This window comes from Bacillus sp. EB106-07-01-XG149, assembly GCF_058791555.1.
In genome coordinates this window covers 314,139-338,595 of record NZ_JBYTDP010000003.1, presented here as the reverse complement: position 1 = coordinate 338,595, position 24,457 = coordinate 314,139, and the positions used below count along the sequence as shown (strand labels likewise).

Annotated in this window: 24 protein-coding genes and 1 tRNA gene; 10 read left to right on the top strand and 15 right to left on the bottom strand. The window is 34.7% G+C overall.

All coding sequences use genetic code 11. The features are described from left to right. Window positions 1-14 precede the first annotated feature (14 nt). Window positions 15-242 (bottom strand): hypothetical protein, encoded by a 228-nt coding sequence (locus tag AC3WTA_RS14015; RefSeq protein WP_000251865.1) that lies wholly within the window; start codon window positions 240-242, stop codon window positions 15-17. Window positions 243-527: 285 nt separating this feature from the next. Between AC3WTA_RS14015 and AC3WTA_RS14010 the strand changes: the two genes are divergently transcribed. Further along, window positions 528-752 carry a hypothetical protein gene (locus AC3WTA_RS14010; RefSeq protein WP_000090228.1) on the top strand — a complete coding sequence of 75 codons (225 nt, stop codon included), beginning with the start codon at window positions 528-530 and terminating at the stop codon, window positions 750-752. Window positions 753-941: 189 nt separating this feature from the next. After that, a tRNA-Val gene (locus AC3WTA_RS14005) sits at window positions 942-1,014 on the top strand. Between the two features lie 251 nt (window positions 1,015-1,265). Here AC3WTA_RS14005 and AC3WTA_RS14000 read toward each other — a convergent pair. The 5 genes from AC3WTA_RS14000 to AC3WTA_RS13980 are packed head-to-tail and all read right to left on the bottom strand — an operon-like array spanning window position 1,266 to window position 4,371. After that, entirely contained in the window at window positions 1,266-1,544 is a 279-nt protein-coding gene (locus AC3WTA_RS14000) for an aldehyde dehydrogenase (RefSeq protein WP_249278773.1), read from the bottom strand. A 34-nt stretch (window positions 1,545-1,578) separates the two neighbouring features. After that, a complete protein-coding gene (locus AC3WTA_RS13995) occupies window positions 1,579-1,947 on the bottom strand; it encodes a hypothetical protein (RefSeq protein ID WP_492332914.1) in 369 nt (122 codons plus the stop codon). Window positions 1,948-1,972: 25 nt separating this feature from the next. After that, window positions 1,973-3,082 carry a tyrosine-type recombinase/integrase gene (locus tag AC3WTA_RS13990; RefSeq protein WP_492332913.1) on the bottom strand — a complete coding sequence of 370 codons (1,110 nt, stop codon included), beginning with the start codon at window positions 3,080-3,082 and terminating at the stop codon, window positions 1,973-1,975. Beyond that, entirely contained in the window at window positions 3,083-3,280 is a 198-nt protein-coding gene (locus AC3WTA_RS13985) for a helix-turn-helix domain-containing protein (RefSeq protein WP_048557220.1), read from the bottom strand. It lies immediately after the preceding gene. A 14-nt stretch (window positions 3,281-3,294) separates the two neighbouring features. Further along, a complete protein-coding gene (locus AC3WTA_RS13980) occupies window positions 3,295-4,371 on the bottom strand; it encodes a replication initiation factor (RefSeq protein WP_492322288.1) in 1,077 nt (358 codons plus the stop codon). A 417-nt stretch (window positions 4,372-4,788) separates the two neighbouring features. On the opposite strand from AC3WTA_RS13980, the gene AC3WTA_RS13975 reads away from it, so the two are divergent. The 3 genes from AC3WTA_RS13975 to AC3WTA_RS13965 all read left to right on the top strand — a co-directional run bounded on the left by AC3WTA_RS13975 (window position 4,789) and on the right by AC3WTA_RS13965 (window position 8,506). Continuing rightward, a complete protein-coding gene (locus AC3WTA_RS13975) occupies window positions 4,789-5,490 on the top strand; it encodes a LexA family transcriptional regulator (protein WP_492332912.1) in 702 nt (233 codons plus the stop codon). A 122-nt stretch (window positions 5,491-5,612) separates the two neighbouring features. Next, window positions 5,613-6,734: a dsDNA nuclease domain-containing protein gene (locus AC3WTA_RS13970; protein ID WP_492332911.1), complete on the top strand. Its 1,122-nt coding sequence runs from the start codon at window positions 5,613-5,615 to the stop codon at window positions 6,732-6,734. Window positions 6,735-6,802: 68 nt separating this feature from the next. Further along, on the top strand, window positions 6,803-8,506 hold the full coding sequence (locus tag AC3WTA_RS13965) for a hypothetical protein (protein ID WP_492332910.1): 1,704 nt from the start codon (window positions 6,803-6,805) through the stop codon (window positions 8,504-8,506). 254 nt (window positions 8,507-8,760) lie between these two features. On the opposite strand, the gene AC3WTA_RS13960 is transcribed toward AC3WTA_RS13965, so the two are convergent. The 6 genes from AC3WTA_RS13960 to AC3WTA_RS13935 all read right to left on the bottom strand — a co-directional run bounded on the left by AC3WTA_RS13960 (window position 8,761) and on the right by AC3WTA_RS13935 (window position 11,150). Further along, the gene (locus AC3WTA_RS13960; protein WP_000723767.1) at window positions 8,761-9,357 is read right to left on the bottom strand and encodes a hypothetical protein; all 597 of its coding nucleotides are present in this window, start codon (window positions 9,355-9,357) and stop codon (window positions 8,761-8,763) included. A gap of 219 nt (window positions 9,358-9,576) precedes the next feature. Beyond that, entirely contained in the window at window positions 9,577-9,846 is a 270-nt protein-coding gene (locus AC3WTA_RS13955) for a hypothetical protein (protein ID WP_001195377.1), read from the bottom strand. 18 nt (window positions 9,847-9,864) lie between these two features. Next, window positions 9,865-10,224: a hypothetical protein gene (locus AC3WTA_RS13950; protein WP_001036553.1), complete on the bottom strand. Its 360-nt coding sequence runs from the start codon at window positions 10,222-10,224 to the stop codon at window positions 9,865-9,867. A 125-nt stretch (window positions 10,225-10,349) separates the two neighbouring features. Beyond that, window positions 10,350-10,532 (bottom strand): DUF3976 domain-containing protein, encoded by a 183-nt coding sequence (locus tag AC3WTA_RS13945; protein ID WP_001178300.1) that lies wholly within the window; start codon window positions 10,530-10,532, stop codon window positions 10,350-10,352. 28 nt (window positions 10,533-10,560) lie between these two features. Beyond that, entirely contained in the window at window positions 10,561-10,938 is a 378-nt protein-coding gene (locus AC3WTA_RS13940; protein WP_001109910.1) for a hypothetical protein, read from the bottom strand. Between the two features lie 2 nt (window positions 10,939-10,940). Continuing rightward, entirely contained in the window at window positions 10,941-11,150 is a 210-nt protein-coding gene (locus tag AC3WTA_RS13935; RefSeq protein ID WP_000428520.1) for a helix-turn-helix transcriptional regulator, read from the bottom strand. An 823-nt stretch (window positions 11,151-11,973) separates the two neighbouring features. On the opposite strand from AC3WTA_RS13935, the gene odhA reads away from it, so the two are divergent. The 5 genes from odhA (at window position 11,974) to AC3WTA_RS13910 (ending at window position 21,783) form a co-directional block, all read left to right on the top strand. Continuing rightward, window positions 11,974-14,841, top strand: a complete 2,868-nt coding sequence (gene odhA / locus AC3WTA_RS13930) for a 2-oxoglutarate dehydrogenase E1 component (RefSeq protein WP_000197177.1) — start codon at window positions 11,974-11,976, stop codon at window positions 14,839-14,841. Between the two features lie 133 nt (window positions 14,842-14,974). After that, a complete protein-coding gene (gene odhB / locus AC3WTA_RS13925; RefSeq protein WP_000569906.1) occupies window positions 14,975-16,234 on the top strand; it encodes a 2-oxoglutarate dehydrogenase complex dihydrolipoyllysine-residue succinyltransferase in 1,260 nt (419 codons plus the stop codon). A 125-nt stretch (window positions 16,235-16,359) separates the two neighbouring features. After that, the gene (locus AC3WTA_RS13920; RefSeq protein WP_001061542.1) at window positions 16,360-18,279 is read left to right on the top strand and encodes a putative thiazole-containing bacteriocin maturation protein; all 1,920 of its coding nucleotides are present in this window, start codon (window positions 16,360-16,362) and stop codon (window positions 18,277-18,279) included. Continuing rightward, the gene (locus AC3WTA_RS13915; RefSeq protein WP_088106952.1) at window positions 18,276-20,225 is read left to right on the top strand and encodes a TOMM precursor leader peptide-binding protein; all 1,950 of its coding nucleotides are present in this window, start codon (window positions 18,276-18,278) and stop codon (window positions 20,223-20,225) included. Before AC3WTA_RS13920 ends, AC3WTA_RS13915 begins: the two co-directional genes overlap by 4 nt. A 16-nt stretch (window positions 20,226-20,241) precedes the next feature. Further along, a complete protein-coding gene (locus AC3WTA_RS13910) occupies window positions 20,242-21,783 on the top strand; it encodes a SagB family peptide dehydrogenase (protein WP_088106951.1) in 1,542 nt (513 codons plus the stop codon). 30 nt (window positions 21,784-21,813) lie between these two features. On the opposite strand, the gene AC3WTA_RS13905 is transcribed toward AC3WTA_RS13910, so the two are convergent. From AC3WTA_RS13905 to AC3WTA_RS13895, 3 genes are all read right to left on the bottom strand, one after another. Continuing rightward, entirely contained in the window at window positions 21,814-22,224 is a 411-nt protein-coding gene (locus AC3WTA_RS13905) for a DUF3908 family protein (protein ID WP_000996799.1), read from the bottom strand. Window positions 22,225-22,463: 239 nt separating this feature from the next. Next, a complete protein-coding gene (locus tag AC3WTA_RS13900) occupies window positions 22,464-22,952 on the bottom strand; it encodes a GNAT family N-acetyltransferase (protein WP_000498239.1) in 489 nt (162 codons plus the stop codon). Window positions 22,953-23,051: 99 nt separating this feature from the next. Continuing rightward, window positions 23,052-24,386 (bottom strand): CoA-disulfide reductase, encoded by a 1,335-nt coding sequence (locus AC3WTA_RS13895; protein WP_001110256.1) that lies wholly within the window; start codon window positions 24,384-24,386, stop codon window positions 23,052-23,054. Window positions 24,387-24,457: the final 71 nt, after the last annotated feature.

The following is a 24,457-nucleotide window of genomic DNA, read 5'->3' as shown; positions in this document are numbered from 1 at the left end:
AAAATAAGAAGGAATTACTCTTTCTTATCCTTCTCATCAATCAATGAATCTATTAAATTTTGACTAGCTTCCTCGGGTGTAATCTCATCTGTCATCCCCATAAACGACCAGCCTTTAGAATCGACCCACTCAACAAACTCTTGTAAAAACTCATCATGTGTAACATCCACATCAAGAATTGAGCCATTAATCGAAATCGTTCTATTTCTAGATACACGCATCTTGAACGTTTTCCTTACCATTACAATAATTCTCCCTCTACTCTTGAATAATTATAAAATAATCTTGTATCTCTGTTATACATGATTTTAAGTAAATTGTAAAAAGGATATATTGGCCAATTTGCATATTGAAGCTGAAAATCTATCATCCTGCAAAAACATGAAACGATATGTAATTGATCATAAACGACTAAATAAATCCACATAAAAACAAAACAACTTACATTTTATGACACCAAATACAAATGCCTTTCGTACAATAGAATGGTATATACTAGAAGAAACCTTAACATGAGGAGGAACTCTATGGCGCGTTGTACATATTGTAAAACGAAGTGGACAATAAAAGATGTATGGTCGATACTCGTGACATTTGAAAAAGATTGTCCGTATTGTTTTGGGAAGCAGTATCTATCAAAGAAAACATTGAACGCTATGCCAGAACTTATTAGCTTACCTTTACACTTCTTATTCCCTTTTCTTGTTGATTTAAGTGATGAAGGTCCTTTAGATTGGTATCGAAAAAAATAATATAACCACTTTATTCGAACTCACTTTTCATTACATTATCTTCTTATGTATTCCTTAATACACGACTAGCGCCATTCCAACTACTTTCCCTTCAAAAATCTAATATAAAAATATTGAAAAATTTCAGTTAATTATATATAATTGCTTTAGCATAACGATTAAAGATGCTATTACATACGCATTTTTGAAGGTCCCGTAGCTCAGCAGGGAGAGCGCCACCTTGACAGGGTGGAGGTCGTGAGTTCGAGCCTCTCCGGGGTCATATGAAAAACCCCTTGATAGTCAAGGGGTTTCTATTTTATATTTATTAATTTTAAAGCCGTCACAGACTCTCTGGTCACATATTGGTCACCCTACCATAAAGTTGTTCATTTACTACCGCGCTCCGCTTGCTGTCCTCTACAAAATAATTTAGGACGTTGTCCTAAATCATTTCGTAAAGGATACAATTCGGATAATTATTTTATGACTTTTGTCCTAAATAACTAATCATATTATAATAATATTACGTTATTATTTATGTTTTTTTAATTCACTCTCTTTCCAGCCATTAAACTCATAATAAAAAAGTTCAGGACTATATTCCCTAAGATCAGACATAGATTCAGCATCTAAACGTTTATATAAATCCAAATGAAACCAATCATATTTCTTCTTAACAGGATATAAAGGATATCCCATAATAAAAGCAAATTCTTCCCAATCAATTAAATTATTTTTATTACCACAACACATTTTTACATCTTCACATCTATAAACCCTCTCACACTTTGTACAATAGCAATAAGACATCAATAATCTCCTTCAAATGTTTTTAGTTTCATTCTTAAATAAACTCTTGAAAAGCCGGATTAGATTCCCATTTTTGATCACTTACTAAGTCTATGAAATAGCTTATTACTTCCATATTATTTTTATTGCGTATAAATCCAATAGGATCATTATCCTTCAACAATTCAGCAATTGAATTAAGTAAAAGAAAAGTAATTTTTTCATTAATTAAAAAGTCTTCTGTATCTTTTTGAATAAATCCTACAGGCAACTCATCAATTAAAAATTTTATAGCCTTAACATTTGATTTCCATCCTTCATTTTGAATATCATCATCTTGAATAACCACCCTTATATCCTTGCCTTCAATAAAATTAATCGGCGCATTTTGTCTTAATAAATCATTTAAAACATTTTTCTCCATTTTAAACATCCTCCTGTACAATAACTTAGAATAATAGCTGGTTTATTTTATTTGCAGTCTCAAGTTGCATACTCGGTAATACATGACTATATGTATCTAATGTGACACGTATATTTGAATGTCCAAGTCGTTCTGCAACTACTTTAGGATGAACACCTTCTTTCAATAACAAAGTTGCATGTGTATGCCTTAAATCATGGAATCTAATCTTTGTTATATCTATTTTCTCTATTAAGCTATAAAAAGACCTTAATAAATTTCTAGGTAAACATGGTGTCCCGATATTTGTGCATACCACAAGATCATGGTTTATATATAAAATCCCTGCCACCCTTTTTTCATTATCAATGATTTCTTTATGCTTCACTAAAAAATTTATTGTTTCATTAGGTAATGCAATACTTCTTTGTCCAGACTTTGTTTTTGCTCCTGCTATTATTTTGTTTCCCGCATGATTTAAAGTCTGCTTAATTGAAAGTGTATTATTATTAAAATCAATATCTTTCCATCTTAGGGCTAATATCTCACCCTGTCGCATTCCTGTAGTAAGTGCCAAAAGGAATGCAATATAATATCTACTACTTTCTGCTACCTTTAGAAAACTTTTAACCTCTCCTATATCCCAGACTTTCAATTCACTTTTATATGCTTTAGGTCTATCAACTAAAGAGGCAACATTACGTTTTATTAACCCCCACCTTTCAGCTTTTTTTAAAGAATCATTTATTAAAGAATGTATTTTTTGTACATTCTCCCTTGATAATAAATTATTCTTTATTATCTCATTATACAATTTTTGGATATCTATTGGTCTTATTCTGGAAATTTCTATGTTTCCTAGATTAGGAATAATATATTTATTTATTAACCAACTGTAAGTTTTAAAGGTTGATTCTTTTATAAGTATCCTTTTATCATCAAGCCAACTATTTAAATATTCTTTATACAACATTTTAGAAGGTTCACTAAATGTACCTTCTTTTAAAAGAGCATGTTCTGCTTCAGTTAAAGCATTTTGTGCTTCCTTTTTTGTTTTAAAGCCCCTCTTCTTTTTTTGCCGTCTCTTCCCATTTACTTTCCCTAGTTCTAATACATAATACCAACTGTGACCATCTTTTTTTACAGAACCAGCCAATTAATTTTCCTCCTTTACATCGCTACCTTCTAACCAAGAGATAAAGACAGTCTTTAATACTTTAATTCTTCTCCCTATGCGAACTATATGAAAATCCCCAGAGTTAACCAACTCATAAGCTTGTCTTCTTCCAATTCCTAATATTTGTTGAATATGTACAACATCTAGTACTGATGGGTATTGTTCTAATGTATTCATAAAATCCTCCTATTTTAGCATGAATGAGTTGATAGAAATCGTCTGCTTCGCTGTAATTTTTCTTGATCAAAAGTAGTGTTTTTCTTATTTAACTTTGATTCAGTCCATCTCTTTGCAATTTTAGTAGTAACCTCTAAACTATTATGATTATTTAAGGCTCCCACTGAAATAAGTAAACCAGCAATTTGATCTAATAGCTGTTCTGTATTCCCTATTTTCACTTTTTTTCTTATAATGGGAGAAAAATTTTGTGTTAAATCCGCTTTTTGAACGACAGTCCACCTAGGATCTAGCGGCCACCTAGTTTTATTTTTATCTGATAATGGAATCTTAAGGGTTAACCATTCCATTGTTAAGTAAGACCAAATATTATTTTCCTTTAGAATAAAATCTTCTATAGAGCTAACTCCAAATTCTTTTAGACATTTTCTTCTAATTTGAAATTCAACCCTCCATACAGATTTTATTTCATCCCATAAATGCTCTTTCCACAGATCATAAAACCACAGTTTTTGAGATTTTTTCACTTCAAGCGTTTTATTATATATACGTGCCAACAATGGATCACCACGCCCTATTGTAAAACCACTAAATTCACTTCCATTGTAATATTCATCATTTACAAAATGATTTACTTTCCCTCTTGCTCTAGTTACTACTTTCTCCAAATCATATTTAGTAAAAGGAGTTTCATCACTATCTACACATACATCAATCCTTGATAACTTTGTATCTGTTATAGAGATTCCAAAACCACTTAACCAATTAAGAAATTCTTTAACAGCCTTTTCAAAGCCAAGTGACCATAAATAAGATGCAAGAAATCGTACTTTAATCGGTGACGTATTTTTTACTTCTTTATCCATAAAGTACATTAGGAAATCATTACACGATACCTTATAGGAATAGAAAGGAATCCCATTTCTATGCACTTTCAAACTAATTCCATTTATTTCAACTTCATACTCTTTAGATTCTTCTTGAGCCTTAGATTTTAATAAAGCTAGCATATCTAATGTGCTTTTGAGAGATTGAAAATAATCAAAAACTTCAACCCCAAATTCAACCGTATCAATACCTTTAATAATCAATATATATTCCCCCTTACCCTAACGTTGTAATTTGAACCCCGCATGTTATATGGTTGCGGGAGAACGAAATCATTTAATCCCCTCAATTTTGATACAAAGCTTCTGCTAAAGCAGATTAAACCGATCAGCCCTCAAAGGAGGACTGATCCGCTTAATCAACCTAACATGGTTTACTTCTCCATATCCAAACCCAGCCGTGCTCTCTCCATTCCAATATCAACTACGATATAATCCAAACTTTTATCACAACCACTAAAATGAATGACTAAAAAGTAATTTATAAGTGACTAATAAGTCAATAATTGAATATTAACCTTTAATGATTTTTTTGTCAACGATAAATGACTAAAAAATCATTAATGATATATTTGACTAATTTATGATGTAAAACTACTATTAAGATAAGGAGGGAAACCCTTGAATTACTATGACAAATTAAATCAAATGATAGAAAAAAGTAATCTAACTTTAAAAGAAATTGCAGAAAAGTGTAAAATTTATGGGGTGAGTATTAATCCTTCATACATAAGTAAACTCAAATCAGGAAAGCAACCCCCAGCATCTGATGATGTTAATACCGCAATAGCAAAAGCTTGTGGATTTGAAAATAGAGTGGAAGACTTCCTTTTTGAAGCTTATTTAGAAAAGTCACCTGAATACATAAGAAATTTATTACTTGAAATTACAGATCTCTTTAGTAACACTGTACAAGTAATTCTTGAAACACAGACTCCACCCCAACTTCTTCCATTGATTAAGACTCAATTTAATCAAATGACTAGATATGATGTTATAAGACAAGCTCTAGATCTAAATAATGCAGGAACAATCAATAACGTTAATGTGCAACCATCCAAATCGATAAAAATGCCAGATGATTCAATGGAACCTCTACTACCTAAAGGAGCAATATTACACTTTGAGGAAGTTAATGAATTTAAAAATGGTGATATTATAGTCACAAAGTCTGATGATTCTTATGTGGTAAGAAAAGTAGTTTTAATTGAAGATAAAGCTGTACTCCTAGCCTTCAAAAAGGAAATAAGGCCAATAATTATTAATGATATAAATTCACAGTTTTTCGGAAAAATTACATCTGTAGCATACGCTATTGATTAATCATCAACAATAAAAAGTGCTCACTTCGCATGTGAGCGCTTTTTATTATGGAATAAATAGCCAAAACATATGCTATAATCTTTATAATTAATACTACTTTTAATTTAACAAGAGGTGAAAAAATGGTTCAGTCAATAATCCAGTCAGAACTTCGCGAACAAGCTGGATCAAATAGCTTTAATAGATTTGATTATCAAGCTCATTGGACTCTTTACCATATGATTGAGGAATATAAAAAAAATATACCTTTTTATGTTTTTTGTGAATTTCATGATGATATGACAAAAACGGAACTTTCTGAACACCCTTCATGCGCAGAGTTTTTCCAAGTAAAAACAACAGAAAGTTTTAAAGAATGGACATTGAAAAGACTATTCAGGACATACAAAAAACCAAATGGAGATTTTAAGCACTCGTTTTTAGGTTTCTTATTCTATAATTTTTTAAAATTCAAAGATGAATGTACTAAATGTCATTTTGTTTCTAATATAGATATGGATGAAGATGTAAGAAAATGGCAGGCTATTATTGAAGATAAGAAGCTACTAAAAAAGAAAGAACCTAAATTATACAATGAGATAAAGGCATTTCTAAAAATAGAGTACCCTAGCCTAAAAGAACCTGAATTTACGTCAGTTTTTGATATATTCATTCAAAATACTTTCTTATATTACGGAGGACTTCCTTTAGAAAATTATGAAAAAAGTGTTGCAGGTGCCTTCTTCATTATGCTTAATAATGAAGATATTTTAACCTCAACAGGAAATAGAATTTTTAAAGATATATTAGAGGATGTAAGGAAAAAAAGTAAGAAAAAAATAAAAACACCTATTAGTTATAAATCTCTTAAAGAAGAAAAAGGAATTTCTTCAGAATCATTCTCTAGAATAAAAGATCAAGTTGCTACATTTTCAAAAAGTGAACAAGTATATCAAGATATAAAAATCAATTTTGAATCTCGCTTAGGTAAGATGAAAATGAAATTGTTAATTAGATTATTAGAAAAACACAAACGAAAAGTATTAGATAGTTCCAATGTTTTGTATTTAGAATCTTCCGAAGATATCCTGGAAGCTATTGATGATATCCTATTAGATTACTACGATAAACTAGATGATTTAGATTTTGTTACAAAAGATATATTAAATGAAGTATTAGAAAAAAGTAATACTTTAATTGATGACGGAATTGGCATTAATAAAGTGTTAGTGGAGGCATTATTCTATGAAAGAATCGTTTCGTAAACAAAGAAAAATTAATCAATATAAAATACTGATTAGAAAACTTAGATTACAAAAAGAAGGTGTCCGAAATGAACAGATTAACTCTAAAAAAACTAATAGTAATTAGTGAAAGTGAAAAGAAATCTAGAGAAATCGAATTTAAAGAAGGCCTTAACATTATTATTGGAAAAAATAAAACTGGAAAATCGTCTCTTATTAAAAGTATTTTTTTCACTTTTGGTTGTGAGGTTAAATTTGAGGATGAGTGGAAAAAACTAATCGATAAATACCTACTATATTTTCAATATGGAAATGAGTATTTTTGTATATTAAGAATAAATAAATCATATAAAATCTTTAAAACTAACCCAGAGTTTACTAGTTATCAATTAATAATTGATACTGATTCTTTCCATGACTATAGTGAAGAATTAATGAAACTATTAGGTATATCCATGGATTGTTTAACAAAAAGTGGAAGCCCAATAACAATAACTCCTCCTTTATTATTTAGATTTCAATATATCGATCAGGACAAAGGCTGGGAAAAAATTGGTCAAAGCTTCACAAATATGCAATATATTAAAGACTGGGATAGCAATACAAATAAATATGTTGTAGGATTCCTTAATGAAGAATTTTATAAAACAAAAAGAAACCGAGATATTATTAAAACAGACATAGTAAACTATGATATAAAAATAAATCACTTTGAGGAATTTATAAAAAATCTATCAGCATCAATAAACAAATCAAATACTGAAGATACTTTTGATAAAGACAATAATAGATACTCTAACAATAAAGAGCTAAACCAAAGTCTTGTGAACAAAATGGACTCCATTGAGAAAGAAATCTTAGAACTAATAGAAAAACTCTCTAAAATAAAAAATAAACGCTATGAAAAAACCTTAGAGCTCAATTTTATAAAAGAAAATGTAAAAGAGCTAGAGGCAGATCACACATTTGCTATTCACGAAGATCCTAATTTAAAATGTCCGTTTTGTGGCTCTGTGCATGAAAACTCCTTAGAGAATAGAATTGAAATCGTTAAAGATATACAGACAGGTAGTGAATTAGTAACACTCTTCCGATCGGAGATAAAAGAACTAGATTCAAAAATACATAAACTAAGTACACGAAAAAAACAGTTAACACTAGACTATAAATCTCTTAAAAAGAATGTTGAACAAGTAAAAGAAAATGTATCTATTATCAAATCTTACCAAGATCAAGGAAAAACCGAAATGATTGATTCGAGTATAAAACAAAAAGAAGAAATTATTTCAGTAAGAGATACTAAAAACAATCAAAAATTAATATTAGATGACCAATTAAATCAACTGAAATCTCCACAAAGAAGAAACTTGATCTCCCAAACATTAAAATCTTATTGTATGACTGTTTACGATATCCTAAATATTCCTTCTTCTTTCATAAAACTAAGAGATTTCGTACAAACTTTACAAAAAACTGGGAGTGATAATCCAAGAATGATTTATGCATATCATATATCTCTCTACTTGTATAATTTAAATAGGGAACACAGTCCATTTAATTTTTTAGTAATTGATACCCCTAATCAACAAGGTCAAGATGAAGAAAACTTAAAAAGTATCGATTCCGCATTAAGTTTATTAACATCAAAAAATGGTCAAGTAATAATTGGGACAGAAAGAGAAACCGGGCATGAAGAAAACGCTAATAAAGTGACCTATTTAATTGAAGAAAGAAGATGTCTTACTAGCATAAATTATAAAGAACATATCAACCTTTTACATTCACTTTTATAATTGATAATTTTTGGTCACATATTGGTCACACACTGTAGGAAACATAAGGGATTTTATGATTACAAAACAGTTAACTTTTCTAATAAAGTATGTACTATAAATACATACAGAAACAGTTAGGTTATAAAAGGATATTCCTTGCACTATCTTGACAGGGTGGAGGTCGTGAGTTCGAGCCTCTCCGGGGTCATAACAAAAAGAGAAACCATATCAACCTTCTACGTGATATGGTTTCTCTTTTTTATCTAAGCTAATCACTTCCCGCCAAACATCTTCTCCAAAGACTTCGCATTAGCAAACAATACTTCTTTCAAGTTATCATCTGCAACGATTTTATAGTCGCCATCTTTGTTTTTCTTTAAGTTCAATGTAACTTCGCGAGTTACCATTGCTGCATCTTTATCTGCTAAGTTTTTGACGATAGTTGATGTCATTGTTTTTTCGATTGCTTTTTCAGATTGCTCTTTGTCTTCGCTAAAAGCGCTAGCGAAGGCCATTGGCATAACTTCTCCCACTGCTTTTGTTACAGCAACGGATAGATCTGCAGATGTAATTTTCACTTTCACTTCTGCTTTGTCATCTTTTTTCGATACTTCTTCTGGCTTTTCAAATTTAAAGTTTTTCGTAATTGCACTCAGCATTGCTTTTGCCTCAGCATCATCTGTTTTTTCATTTAGTTTATTAAATTCCTTGTCACTCTCAACAAATGTACGAGCCTTTTCAACATCACCTTTTTGTATCGCTGTTAAAAATTCTTCTGTCGTATCTTTCGGATTTGCACATCCTGCTAAAACTCCTACTGTTAATCCTATTACCATCATTAACAGCAATAATTTTTGTATCTTTTTCACGTTCATTCTCCTCTTATCTTTTCTAGTAAGTCATCACTATATAATAGTATGAAACTGACATTACAAACATTTTTTAGTATAGCATTTATATGAGTCATTCGTTTCTATTTTTTCAAACGTCCCCTCTTTCCATCTCATAACGCTCACTACTCTCTATTAAAAATTTGTTTCTTCATTATAAATAGCAAAATAAAAACCAGCAACTTTAAGATTGCTGGCTTATCTATTATTCATATTCGAAAAAACAATAACAATTGCTCCAAGTACATAATGCCCTGCTACCATCCACATACTCCGATCAAAGATCATAAGCGATAACCAAAGCGATATATTAATAGCAGCAAATAATACATATAAAATGACGTCTCTCTTTTGTAGCGCCTCTCTATTCATCAAAATATAAATTGCACCGATTGGCGGAAGGATGAAGCAAAGGAAAAAAACAAACATTTTTCTTAACGACCATGGATATGAAGTTACTGTCTGCATATGAGTCTCCTTTTCACTTTATAGTACATGTAACATCGGTCTTACTACTCTATATTCGTCACTATCATGCTCCTTTATGATTAAAGGTGAGTGAGGATTTTTTTCTTCTTCTATCATTGTGAATACTTCTGTTTTTTCTTGTAATGTGTTGGATTCACTGTTTTTAGTAGGTTTTTTACTTATTTCGATTTTCTTCGTTACTTCTCCGAGCCTTTGCCCGACTTCTTCAGCTTTAGCAGGTTCATTCGTAACGTAGTATTCCTGGCCCTCCCATACTAACATAGGTGGCACTGGTTCTCGTTTGTTACATATTATATAAGTAATACTAGCTATAAGTAGTAGGCATGTTAATAAAAAGAAGATAGTTTTTTTGTTCATATAGTATGCTCCCTATCTATCATTTTATTAAATTATATAATATCCATTATATGTAGTAAATGGATATCTTGGGAATTTTCGGATTTTATACCAAAAAGAAAAACCTTACTCAAGTAAGGTTCATTCTATAGTGACTGATTTATTAAAACGATCATTACGATGATCGCTATAAACATAACGACTAAACAGCCGATCATTTTATAAAAGCCTCTTTTCGTTAACGTCCCACCTTGAACGTCTTTCCGAATAAATAAGAATACGGCTAAAAATAATACAAGTCCAATGCCAAAAGCATACATCATTTGCATATGTTAATCTTCCTTTCTCTCTTCCATCTTAATATCTTTTCGATAAAACAACAAATGAGATAAAAACTGTACTCATCGTAAGTGCCATAAGTATGTTTAATAGTTCAACCGCAGATAGTGTAATTACGTGTAGATTTAAACCGAAAGAGAAAAGAAGGTAATATGCCGTTAGCGCAAAAAAGCTGAAGAACATTCCTTTATAACGAATGAGTTTCATTCGCTCATCTTTTTCTTTAAATTGCGGATGTAAGTAACTTAGGCAGAAACTCATAATCATCATCCCAAGCAATGGATAAGTTATTTCTGGTGGTGCAGAATGCGTCATTATACCTGTTAATATCATAAATCCACTCATGAATAGAAAAATAATTCCCATGATTACAAAGTACTTTTGTGAATAATTCATCCCTATTCCCCCTCTTCTTTTCCTTCATAAATAAATACATGTTCTATCGTTGTCTGAAATGTTTTTGCTATTTCAAATGCTAACGGAAGTGATGGATCGTATTTTCCCTTTTCAATTGAAATGATGGTTTGTCTGGAAACTCCAAGTTTCTCAGCCAATTTTTCTTGAGATAGTCCAAAATTTTTTCGGTATTCGACCATTTTATTTTCCAAGGAAATTTCTCCCTCCTCCCTTATATCGAGTATAAATGTAAAGCAAACTTTACGTCAAGTTTCCTTTACATTTATTTTGTTTATTTTTCGTTCTATTTATATAGAAGAAACTTTTTCATTTTCAGCACGTCTATTTTGAAATGAAACATGGAACACTGTAATGAACCGTTACTATATCTCCTCCTCTCTATTTTTAAAATTTAATATCTCCCTATTTGTTTTATCCTTTTAAAATATTTCATTCATCTCTTTATTCCACGAAATGCGTTATTGGTTTTACGGTGTTTTTCGTCATATTTATAGAAACTAACTGTTTATGAAGCATTTTTTATGTTTAGCAACTTTTTTTGTAGAAATCCTTCACTTTCCTTTCAATATTTAACACTATCTAAATAAAGTTTACGATAAATTCATAATTTTTTATTTTTTATACTATATTCCGTTATATTGTTGTATAATATCAATGAAAGCGCTTATTATTTCAATATACATAATTCGAACTCATTTTTATCAAAACATTCTAATTATTATACTTATATTTACATGCAACAATTTTAGTTATTCGTGTAGGTATACCAAATATATCCACCCCATTTTTCTGTAAAATTACTTTATAACATGAAAGATTAACTTGGGTGATAAGTTATTGTGAATGTTTTTTTACAAAACAGATAAGTAATAGTGTTTGGTATTATGTAAATTATTGTAATAACATAAGAGTAAAGAAAACATTTACATTGATTATTGATTCATCAATTATTGAAAAGAGCAAAATGCACCTTTTGTAAGGAAAAGGATTATATGCATTGGGAGGTTTAAACAAATGACGAGGAAGAATACAACGACAAACCCTTGGACCAAGTTCCATGGTCCGAACCTTGGTTATGTTATTGAGCAGTATGATCTTTACGTAACTGGAGCAGGTTCTGTTGATCCGGAATTACAAGAGCTTTTTGAAATTTTTGGAGCTCCTTCGTTTCAAGATGATGTCGTAACAGGGGACAACACAGCAACACATTTTTCTCCTCAAAACACAGGGAACATTGAAAAAATTCTTAAAGTCGTTCAGCTTGTTGAACAAATTCGTTCATTCGGGCATACGTTGGCTCACATCAATCCGATGGAAGATGCTGCTAATGGACAATCTCTTCTTGAGAAAGCAATGAACGAACTGAGCGATGCTGACTTGAAAGCGATTCCAGCAAAAACAGTATGGCAAGATGCACCAGAAGGTATTCACACTGCACTTGATGTAATTCATAGATTAAAAGACGTTTATACAAAATCTTTAGCTTATGAATTTTCTCATATACAAGATAGTGAAGAACGCGCGTGGTTGCATCAAATGGTGGAATCAAATTCATTGCGTCAACCACTATCAAATAAAAAACGAACTGCTCTTTTAAAACGTTTAACAGCTGTTGAAGGTTTCGAGCAATTCTTGCATAAAACATTCGTTGGGCAAAAGCGTTTCTCTATCGAGGGCGTTGATATGCTTGTACCTGTTCTAGATGAAATTGTTCTAGAAGGTGCAAAGGGCGGCGTAGAAGATGTCATGATTGGTATGGCTCACCGCGGTCGTCTAAGCGTACTTGCACACGTATTAGAAAAACCATATAGTCACATGTTTGCTGAGTTCAAACATGCAAAAATAGAAGGCGCAGTGGCAAATTCTGGCTGGACTGGCGACGTGAAATACCATTTAGGTAGAGAACAAGTCGTTAGTAACGAAGAAGTTAGCACTCGCGTTACATTAGCAAATAACCCAAGTCACCTTGAGTTCGTTAACCCTGTTGTAGAAGGTTTTGCACGTGCGGCTCAAGAGAATCGTAAAAAATCTGGTCTTCCAGAACAAGATACTTCAAAATCATTCGTAATTTTAGTTCATGGTGATGCTGCATTCCCTGGTCAAGGTATTGTATCTGAAACGTTGAACTTAAGCAGATTGAACGCGTACCAAACAGGCGGAACAATTCATGTTATCGCAAACAATGCAGTTGGTTTTACGACTGATAGCTATGATTCTCGTTCTACGAAATATTCAAGTGACCTTGCAAAAGGTTTCGATATTCCGATTGTTCACGTGAACGCTGATGATCCAGAAGCTTGTCTTGCTGCTGCTAACCTTGCGATTCAATATCGTACATTGTTCAAAAAAGACTTCTTAATCGATTTAATTGGTTACCGCCGCTACGGTCATAACGAAATGGATGACCCAGCAGTTACGCAACCACAAGTGTACAAAAAGATTAAAAATCACCCAACTGTAAGAGCGATTTATGCAGATCAATTACAAGCTGCTGGTGTTCTAAATGCAGATGAGGTTGAAACAATGACTCAGTTTATACAAGAGCAATTAAAATCTGACTATGCACAAGTACCGCCAGCTGATACGAGCGCTGCAACAATTCACGTTAAAGTGCCAGATGTTGTTGCAAAAGGCATTCAGCCAATTGATACTGGTGTTGAGATTGACTCACTTCGTGCAATTAATGAAGGTCTACTATCTTGGCCAGAAGGCTTTAACGTATATCCGAAAGTGAAGAAAATTCTTGAACGCCGTAAAGACGCTCTTGAAGAGAACGGTAAAATTGAATGGGCACTTGCTGAGTCATTAGCATTCGCTTCTATTTTACAAGAAGGTACGCCAATTCGTTTAACTGGTCAAGATTCACAGCGTGGTACATTCGCGCACCGTCATATCGTATTACACGATACTGATACAAATGAAACATATTCACCATTACATCGCTTACCAAACATTAATGCATCCTTCTCTGTTCATAACAGTCCGTTATCAGAAGCTGCTGTTGTTGGTTACGAGTATGGTTATAACGTATTCGCTCCAGAAACTCTTGTTATGTGGGAAGCGCAATATGGTGACTTCTCAAATACTGCGCAAGCATTATTTGATCAATATGTTTCAGCTGGAAGAGCAAAATGGGGTCAAAAATCTGGTTTAGTTCTTCTATTACCGCACGGTTATGAAGGTCAAGGACCAGAGCATTCTAGTGCACGTCCAGAGCGATTCTTACAGTTAGCTGCTGAGAATAACTGGACAGTTGCAAACTTAACGAGCGCGGCACAATACTTCCATATTTTACGTCGTCAAGCATCTATCTTAGGAACAGAAGCTGTTCGACCATTAGTATTAATGACGCCAAAGAGTTTATTACGTCACCCACTTACGCTTTCAACTGCTAGTCAGTTAAGCGAAGGACGTTTCCAACCTGCTCTAGAACAAGAAAACCTTGGTACAAAACCAACTAAAGTAAAACGTCTTGTTTTAAGCACAGGTAAAATGGCGATTGACTTAGCAGCAGAAATTGAGTCTGGTAAACATGAGTATAACTTAGATGAAGTTCATGTCGTTCGTATTGAACAGCTGTACCCATTCCCTGCTGAGAAAGTTCAATCTATTATTAAACGCTTTAAAAACTTAGAAGAAATTATTTGGGTTCAAGAAGAACCTCGTAATATGGGTGCATGGCATTACATGGCTCCAATTCTGTTCGAACTTGCTGGAGATAAAGTGAAAACAGGTTACATTGGACGCCCAGATCGCTCTAGCCCATCTGGTGGCGATCCATTCGCTCACAAAGCTGAGCAAGAACTAATTGTTGCACACGCTTTAGATGTAAAGTATAACTTCCGTCAAGATAAACAAGAAATTGAAGTTTTCAGCAACTGAAAGTAACAATGAAGGTTTCTAGCTTGCTCCCCGGACAGATATTTTGCCCGGGGGGCAGGCTAACAAATGGAGATTACCGAAGACAAAAGAAGAAAAAACACACCGTTAGGCAAATAAGGGGAGGACATTTAAAATGATCGAAATTAAAGTACCTGAGCTTGCAGAATCTATTACTGAAGGAACTATCTCACAATGGCTTATCAACGTAGGCGACAAAGTTGAGAAAGGTGGCAGCGTTGTTGAGCTTGAAACTGATAAAGTCAATGTAGAAATCATTGCAGAAGATTCAGGTATTGTATCGAAGTTACTAGGCGAACCTGGGGATACAGTTGAAGTTGGTGCAACTATCGCAATTTTAGATGCAAACGGAGCACCAGTTGCAGTAAGTACACCTGCACCGGCTGCTGAACAGCCAAAACAAGAAACAACTGAAGCACCGAAAGCTGCGGCACCAAATGCTGAGCAAACTACAACTTTACAAGGTTTACCGAATACGAACCGTCCTATCGCATCACCAGCTGCTAGAAAAATGGCTCGTGAATTAGGTATCGACTTAAACGACGTACGTAGCACAGATCCACTTGGACGTGTGAGACCACACGATGTACAAGCTCATGCTGCCGCACCAAAAGAAGCACCAGCTGCTCCAAAAAGTCCAGCTCCTGCTCCAGTTGCAAAAACGGAATTCGAAAAACCAGTTGAGCGCGTGAAAATGTCCCGCCGCCGTCAAACAATTGCAAAACGCCTTGTAGAAGTTCAACAAACATCTGCAATGTTAACAACATTTAACGAAGTTGATATGACTGCAATCATGGAATTACGTAAAGAGCGTAAAGATGCTTTCGAGAAAAAACATGATGTACGTCTTGGTTTCATGTCATTCTTCACAAAAGCAGTTGTTGCAGCATTAAAACAATTCCCATTATTAAATGCTGAAATTCAAGGCGACGAGCTTATCATTAAAAAATTCTATGATATCGGTATTGCAGTAGCAGCTCCAGATGGATTAGTTGTTCCAGTTGTACGCGATGCTAACCAATTAAACTTCGCTGAAATCGAAAGTGAAATTCGTAATTTAGGTATGAAAGCACGTGACAACAAACTTTCATTAAAAGAACTACAAGGTGGTACATTCACAATTACAAACGGGGGTGTGTTCGGTTCTCTAATGTCAACACCGATCCTAAACAGCCCACAAGTTGGTATTTTAGGAATGCACAAAATCCAAGTACGTCCAGTTGCAATTGATGCAGAACGTATGGAAAACCGTCCAATGATGTACATCGCTTTATCTTACGATCACCGCATTGTTGATGGTAAAGAAGCAGTTAGCTTCCTTGTTGCTGTTAAAGATATGCTTGAAGATCCAAAATCATTATTATTAGAAGGTTGATAGATTAATAATCTATTAAAGGCTGTAGAATAAATTATTCTACAGCCTTTTTTTATTGCATTCATACGGGACAAATTTCATAACATAAGCTAATAATGTATGCCTAAAACGTAAGGAGGATTAAAATGAATAACCTTCCAATTGATGCAAAACTTAAAGCAAATAAGGATACTTTTTTCCTCCCCGACTCAAACGGGGGTGTCTATTTTCGAAATAATGCCAGTTCATTTCGTATGGACGGTGATGGAATTTACAACTGGATTGAAAAATTAATGCCAATGTTTAACGGGAATTATTCTTTAGCAGAAATAACCGATGGTCTCCCTCTCCCCTATCAAAATCGTGTATTTGAAATTGGAGAGATTTTATATGAAAATGGTTTCGTTCGGGATGTAAGTCAAGATGCACCTCATGAATTAAATAGCGCATTACTTGATAGATACGCTTCACAAATTGAATTTTTAGAAGCTGATTCTCATTCAGGCGCTCTAAAATTCGAAACGTATCGCGCGGCAAACGTCCTTATAATTGGTTCTGGAGATATGCTTACTTCCTTAGTTTCTTCTTTATTAGAATCAGGATTACCTACCTTTCATTACCTTGTTACAGATTATGAGGAAACAAATTACGATCGCATTCATGAGCTAATAGAACTTGCACATGAAGTGGATGATCATGTCCTTGTTGAGGAAATAGATACGACAATTGATCGTCCCCTGCATGAAGTTTTCGAGCCTTTCGACTGGATTTTGTATGTTTCTCAAAATGGAGATATTGAAGGCCTAAGAGCAGTTCACACGATTTGTAGAGAAGTAGGAAAGAACTTCATACCTGCCGTCTGTTTATCAGCACTTGGTATAGCCGGCCCTATCGTAACAGCTAATCGTGAAGAATGCTGGGAATCCGTATGGCATCGGCTACATGAAACAACTTTACAAAATGAACATTCATCAGCATCATTTTCACCACTTCCATCTGCAATGTTAGCAAATATAATCGTATTTGAATTACTTAAGCATGTCGCTGATGATTCTTACCGAGAAAAAGAACCACAATTCTTTTTATTAAATTACGAAACACTCGAAGGAGCATGGCATCCTTTTATAAAACATCCTCTCGCAACTGATGAAAGTTTTACAATTGATACGATAGAAAATCTTTCTGAACAACTTGAGCATCGATCCAACCAACATACCTCAACTGATTTATTCCGCTTTTTCGACTCATTAACTTCTAAAGAAGCTGGTTTATTCCATGTATGGGATGAACAAGATTCATATCAATTACCGTTATCACAATGCCATATTCAAGTAGCTACTCCACTATCAGATGGTCCTGCTTCCCTCCTGCCTCTTATGACTTGTGGTGGTTTAACTCATAATGAAGCGCGCCGAGAAGCTGGTTTAACAGGAATTGAAACATATGTAGCGGAAATTATGCACCGCCTTATTCCTGAACATAATGATATCGGTATTGGCGCTGGAGAAACGATGACAGAAGGTGTATACCGGGCGCTACAACAACATTTAAATAATAAATTGTATGAGCGGCAGTCACATATGCTGGAAGAAATTACGACGATTGATTTAACTGAAATTCATGATAAACATTGTAGATTTTATTACGATGCTCTCTCTACAATTCATGAAACACCTAAAATAGCAGTAAGCGAAGAGATTCTCAGCTTCCCTGTCGTTTGGGTCGGTATAAATGATCGCTGGTACGGTGCATCTAATATTAATATGACGTTAGCGTTACGAAACGCACTACAACTATCACTTCTTCATATTCAAAATGAAGAGACTCCTTACAGAGCTAATATCTTGCCTGAATCCTCTATTATTTTATATGACACGGATTCTTTTAGAGTGGAAATACAAGCGGAAGAAGAAGTTCCAGGTGTGCAATCTGTGCAGCTTGCCTTGCAACATTTAGAAGAACATAATTTTTATCCATTCGTGTTTGATTTAGCCATTGAATCATTTTTGAAAGAAAACTTAGATGGTGTGTACGGTGTATTAATTGCAAAGGAGGACAGTCTATGACTCAAAATATATTGCTTATAGGAGATGGCCTTCTGGCAAACTATGTACACGATCAACTATGCAATCAATATTCTATCATTCGCCAACATAGCCTTACAGAAGAACTCCCTGAAAATATTCATCTCGCTCTCGTATTACATGATGGCTCTCCTTCTGCTATTCATCATGATGCCGAGCTAATTTTTCGGTCGAATCATATTCCATGGTTACGCGGGTTTACTTCATTTGGTGAAGGTGTTATCGGTCCTTACATTCATCCCCCTGCAACTGGTTGTTCCCACTGCTCTGATGGGCGCCGGTTTATCGCTGGCTTTGATCAACAAGAAATGTGGGAACTACAGCGGAAATATGCATTAAAGACAGATAATGTAACGAGGCGTGATGTACGTGCCACCCAAAATGGCATGTTACAAATGTGCCATCTTATTCGTGCAGAAACAGAGAAAATATTAACTCATAACCATTCCTCTTTAGAAAATGAACTCATTTTACTAAACTTACAAACACTGCAATGTACGCGGCATTCTTTTCTTCCAGATCCGCTCTGCCCTGTATGTAGCAATTTGCCTGATGATACGGCAGATGCAGCAACGATTTCATTACAACCGAGCTTAAAAACAAGTGATGCAACGTATCGCTGTCGTTCCATTCATGAACTAAACACATTTTTAACGAGAGATTATTTAGATTATCGGGTCGGTATGTTGAACGGAAAAATGCAGCATTCTTTATTACCATTTGCTGACGTTATTATAAACATGCCATTAATGTTTGGAAATGAAGGTGTTGCAGGCCGAACTCATTCATTTGCAATGAGTGAAGCAACTGCTATTTTAGAAGGTTTAGAACGATATTGTGGTATGTCACCTCGAGGAAAAAAGACGAATGTACACGGCAGTTTTCGTGAGTTAGAGGATCATGCACTGAACCCCCTCTCTCTCGGTGTACATACAAATGAACATTATAATCGTGATAGTTTTCCGTTTAAGCCATTTGATCCTGACTACGAACAAAACTGGGTATGGGGATATTCTTTATTACAAAACCGGCCGATTTTAGTTCCTGAATCAATTGCTTATTATAGCCTCGGTCATCGTGATGCTTTCGTGTATGAAACATCAAATGGATGTGCCATTGGTGGTAGTTTAGAAGAAGCAATTTTTCATGGCATTTTAGAAATTGTAGAGCGTGACGCCTTTTTGCTCACTTGGTATACAGAATTACCTCTCCCTCGTCTTGATCTTAGTTCAGCAAATGATACGGAATTACAATTAATGATTCAGCGGCTGTACACGATTACTGGGTATGAGTTACATGTTTTTAACGCAACGATGGAACACGGTATCCCAAGCTTATGGGTAATTGCGAAAAATACGCGTGAAAATGGAATGAACGTTGTTTGTGCGGGAGGCTCTCATTTAGACCCTGTCCGCGCTTTAAAGAGTGCCATCCATGAAATAGCAGGCATGTTACTAATAGCAGACGATGAACTCGAACAAAAAAGAGAGCATTACGAAAACTGCTTACACGATCCTTATCTCGTTAATAAAATGGAAGACCATAGTATGCTGTACGGATTAAAAGAAGCAGAAGAACGTCTTCATTTTCTTTTACGTGACGATGCCCCGGTGCAATCGTTCCAAGAAATGAACGGGTTACAATCAGTTGATTTAGATTTAACATCCGATCTTCATCAACTTTTAAACCGTCTGCAGCAGTCTGGACTTGAAGTAATCGTTGTAGATCAAACAGTACCTCTTATAGAAAAAAACGGATTACATTGTGTAAAAGTCATTATTCCAGGCATGCTCCCGATGACGTTCGGTCACCATCTTACTCGGGTTACAGGACTAGATAGAGTATATACAGTACCGATGACACTTGGATATAGCGCTGAGCCTTTAACGAATGAACAATTAAATCCACATCCGCATCCGTTTCCATAGTAAAGGAGGGGATTCTATGCAGCTGGATACTTTTTTACATCATCTCCATTTTTCTATAGACGAAATTATGCCGAACCATGAAGTGGACTGGGAAGATGCACCGCTTCCTTATAAATTATATCGAAATGTACCTGTTATCCCTCTCCCTTTAGAAATACCATTATCTTTACCTAACTCTTCTACTACACCAACTTTGAAGGAAATTGGTCATTACCTTTGGTACTCATTCGGTTTAACACAGTTATGTCAGCTAAATAGCGAGAAAACTTTATTCCGAAGATCTATCCCTTCAGGTGGTGCTTTGTATCCAAATGAATTGTATATATATTTAAAGATTGATGATTATCCAGACGGTATTTACCATTACGACGCTGCGCATCACCGACTTATCTTACTTCGGGAAGGAAATTTCGATTCTTATCTTTCGGAAGCACTCGGGAATCGTTGTAACATACAGTCTTGTTTTGGTGCTGCATTCGTATCCACTATGTTTTGGAAAAACTTCTTTAAATACAATAACTTTTCATACCGTCTTCAAGGCTTAGATAGTGGTGTTCTCATCGGACAATTACTTGCGTGTGCCAAACAATTCGGCTACACAAATGGCGTATATTTTCAATTTCTAGACCGTGCAATCAATCATTTACTCGGATTGTCAGAAGGCGAGGAAAGCGTATATGCTGTTGTTCCTTTAAGTACAGAACCGCAAACTAATTGGTTTCACAATGATTACCGTGAAAATAAAACAGTTACTTCTCATGAGTTGTTACAGCAAATTCCGCCGTTAGCACACGAATATTTTGTTCGATCAAAGCAAGTATATAAACATCCTATGCTAACAAAAATAAATGAAGCTTCTATGATCGAATCGACAACAAACTTCCACACACTACATCATGAAGAGCACTATCAACATCATGCGTACGCTGTACAGTTGCCGCAAGTAGAACGGTTATCGTATGATTTCTTACAACTTTGTAAAGAACGGTATTCCCCTGATGCTGACTTCACTTTAACGAAATGGGATGCAGCAGGGCTCGCTACTTTACTACAAGAAGCGAGCCTCGCCTTCCCTTATTACAACGACCTTGATGGTCAGTATGTAAATGAAAATGCGCGCGTCTCCTTATATGGATGTTTTTATAACGTAAAAGATATAGAAAACGGCGCTTATTCTTATAACAGCAAAAATCATTCCATACAGCCACTTCGATATGGAGACCTTCGTTATCCCCTTCAATCCAGTATGACGATGGATAACGTAAATCTTTTTCAAGTACCGCTTTGCCTACATGTAGTCGGAAAGAAAGATTACTATACACGTGCATTAGGCTATAGAGGATACCGTATTCACCAAATGGAAGCTGGTATACTCGTTCATAAACTCGTTTTCGCCGCGACCGCGATGGGGATGGGCGGGCATCCATTACTAAGTTTTGATACAAATTCATGTGATCAGTTATACGGGATAGATACTGGAACTGAAACGTCTCTCATTCAAATTCCTGTTGGGGCGTATCGAGCGCGGAATTGGTTAAAAGGGGATTTGCGTAATTAGAAGCACGCCGGTGGACGGCGTGCTTTTTTACTAGATTAATTTAAAAATACTCTTAATTTGTCTCGCGAATAACCAATTTTTCGTACCGTAGTTATCATTTAAACTATCTAAATTGATAGATTGTCCATTAGCAAACTTTAATTCTAACGTTGTATTTTTGTCATTTGTTTTTAAGTTGCTATGTGTAATTGCTTCATACTTTAATTTTTCGATTTCAACATATTCATCTTTTTCTTGTCCAATCACGACATGATCTTGGAAGAAGAACAATACTTCTACTTTCTTACCGAAACAAAATACATTTTTCGTATAAATTAATGTCGCATTATCAAGTCCGATGCATACTTCTTTCATCTCTTCTACAACGTTTCCAAAGTCTTCTTCTTGTCTTGCATTTGATTCAGCAATCCATTCTTCGATTGTTTTCATATTAATTGCCATACTGTACCCCCTGGTTCGTCCATTGCTTTATTTAAAAATAAATACTATATGAAAATATAAGCGATAAGCACTATGTTTTCAAGGGTGAACGGTATATTCGAAATAAAGTGAAACTTTAATTAGTGGAGGTTTTCTTCATCCCCCACTGATTATCACCCCTCACTAATCGGGCTCTTACTGCCCGCAAATAGTGGGATAAAGTTAAATTTCAAAGTAATCTACTAGGGGCACCGATTTTATTATATTTTAAACGTTTGAACGAGACATTCTTCATCATCGATTAACTTTGTTTTTTCATCAAATTCGATGTTTAGCCCCCTATATACTTTCTTCCAAAAAGAAACAGCTGGTACATTTTTCACAAGTTCGATAACGAAATATTGTCCTCGTTTCTCTTTTAGTACATTCTCAATAACTTGTTTACCGATTCCTTTTCCTTTGTACTGATTCAATATGAAAATGTCATTTATGCCAAAGTCGTTTTCCTTCTTCAAAAACGGGCGTTCCAACAATAATAAAAATCCTACAATACTATTTTCAGCTTTTATAAAATACGGAGTGATTCCGTCATTTTCCCAAAACATGTGTAAATCTTCGTATTCAAAAAATCCATTTGCCCCAATCTTTATATTAGGAGTGAATGTAGAGAGGTCATGAAGATATAGTGCGTACAAATTACGTAATATTTCTTTTTCTGATTCTTGAACTGTTTGAAGTGTTACAAACATTTTTAATATCCCCTTCCCTATATGTAACTGTTTCTCCCTCTTTATTATTCGCTAAAAAAGTTTACCTACCTTTGCAAAAAAAATAGCACTTAAAAAGTGCTATTCTGCTCTCCTTGCCGCTTGCTGAATTGGATCCCAAACACTGTTATATGGCGGTGCGTAACTTAAGTCGACATCTTCTAACTCGTGAATGCTCATTTTATTGAAAAGCGCCATTGCGATTACGTCAATTCGCTTATCTACACCTTCTTCTCCAATTACTTGTCCGCCCAATAATTGTTTTGTGTCCGACCGATATAGTAATTTCAAGTGAAGTGGCCTAGCACTTGGATAATAACCGGCCATATTTGTTGAATCTACATGAACCGTCTTATACGGGATGTTTAGCCCTTTCGCTTCTTTTTCATTTAAGCCTGTTCTTGCGAGCGTCAAATCCATAAATTTAATAATACCCGTTCCTAACGTTCCTTTGAAGGCTCTTCGTTTATCAAGCATATTCAGTCCAGCGAGTCGGCCTTGTTTATTAGCAGTCGTTCCGAGCGGGATATGATCATGAATTTCCTTTATAACGTGGTAATGTGTTGCGCAATCACCAGCTGCATATACGTCCTGCACATTCGTTTGCATATATGCATTTACTTCAATTGCTCCTTTATGATTTGTACGTATATTTGTTCCTTCAAGAAAATCAGTATTTGGCTTCACTCCAACCGATACTAGAACAAGATCTGCTTTATACGTCCCTTTATCCGTTTCAATTTGTTCCACTCTTTCATTTCCTTTAAACGCTTTTACATTTTCATTCGTTAAAATTTCAATATGATGTTTATCTGCTTCTTTATGTATATATTCAGCCATATCTGCATCATAAATCGTACCGATATGATCATTTCTCTCAATCATTCTTACTTTCTTACCAAGTTCGACGAATGTTTCTGCCATCTCCAGTCCAATCGCACCACCGCCAATAATCGTTACATCCTCAACTTTATTCGTTTCTAGCGTTTTTAATATACGCTCAGCATCAGGAATTGTTTTTAAAAGATGAACGCCTTGCAAATCTCGGCCTTCCCATTCTGGCATAACAGGACGCACTCCAGTCGCAATTAATAAACGATCGTACGGAAATTCAAAAACCTCTTTCGTCTCCGTATGCTCTGCGTACACCATTTTCTTTTCCGTATCTACTTTCGTTACTTCATGACGCACTTTCGCATCAATTCCGTATTTATCACGAAACGTCTTTACATTACGCGCGATTAATTTTTCCGTTGAAGCGATAGCACCACTAATGACATACGGTAATCCACACTGAGCGTACGAATAAATTTCACCTTTTTCTAACGTTACAACATTTGCATTTTCATCACTTCTAACAATTTGCATAGCTGCACTCATACCAGCTGCATCTCCGCCAATAATGACATAGTTCACTTTACCACTCCTTCTTTTTTACATACCTCTTTACGATTTCCATATTTTTCAGAAATAACACCTACTTCCAT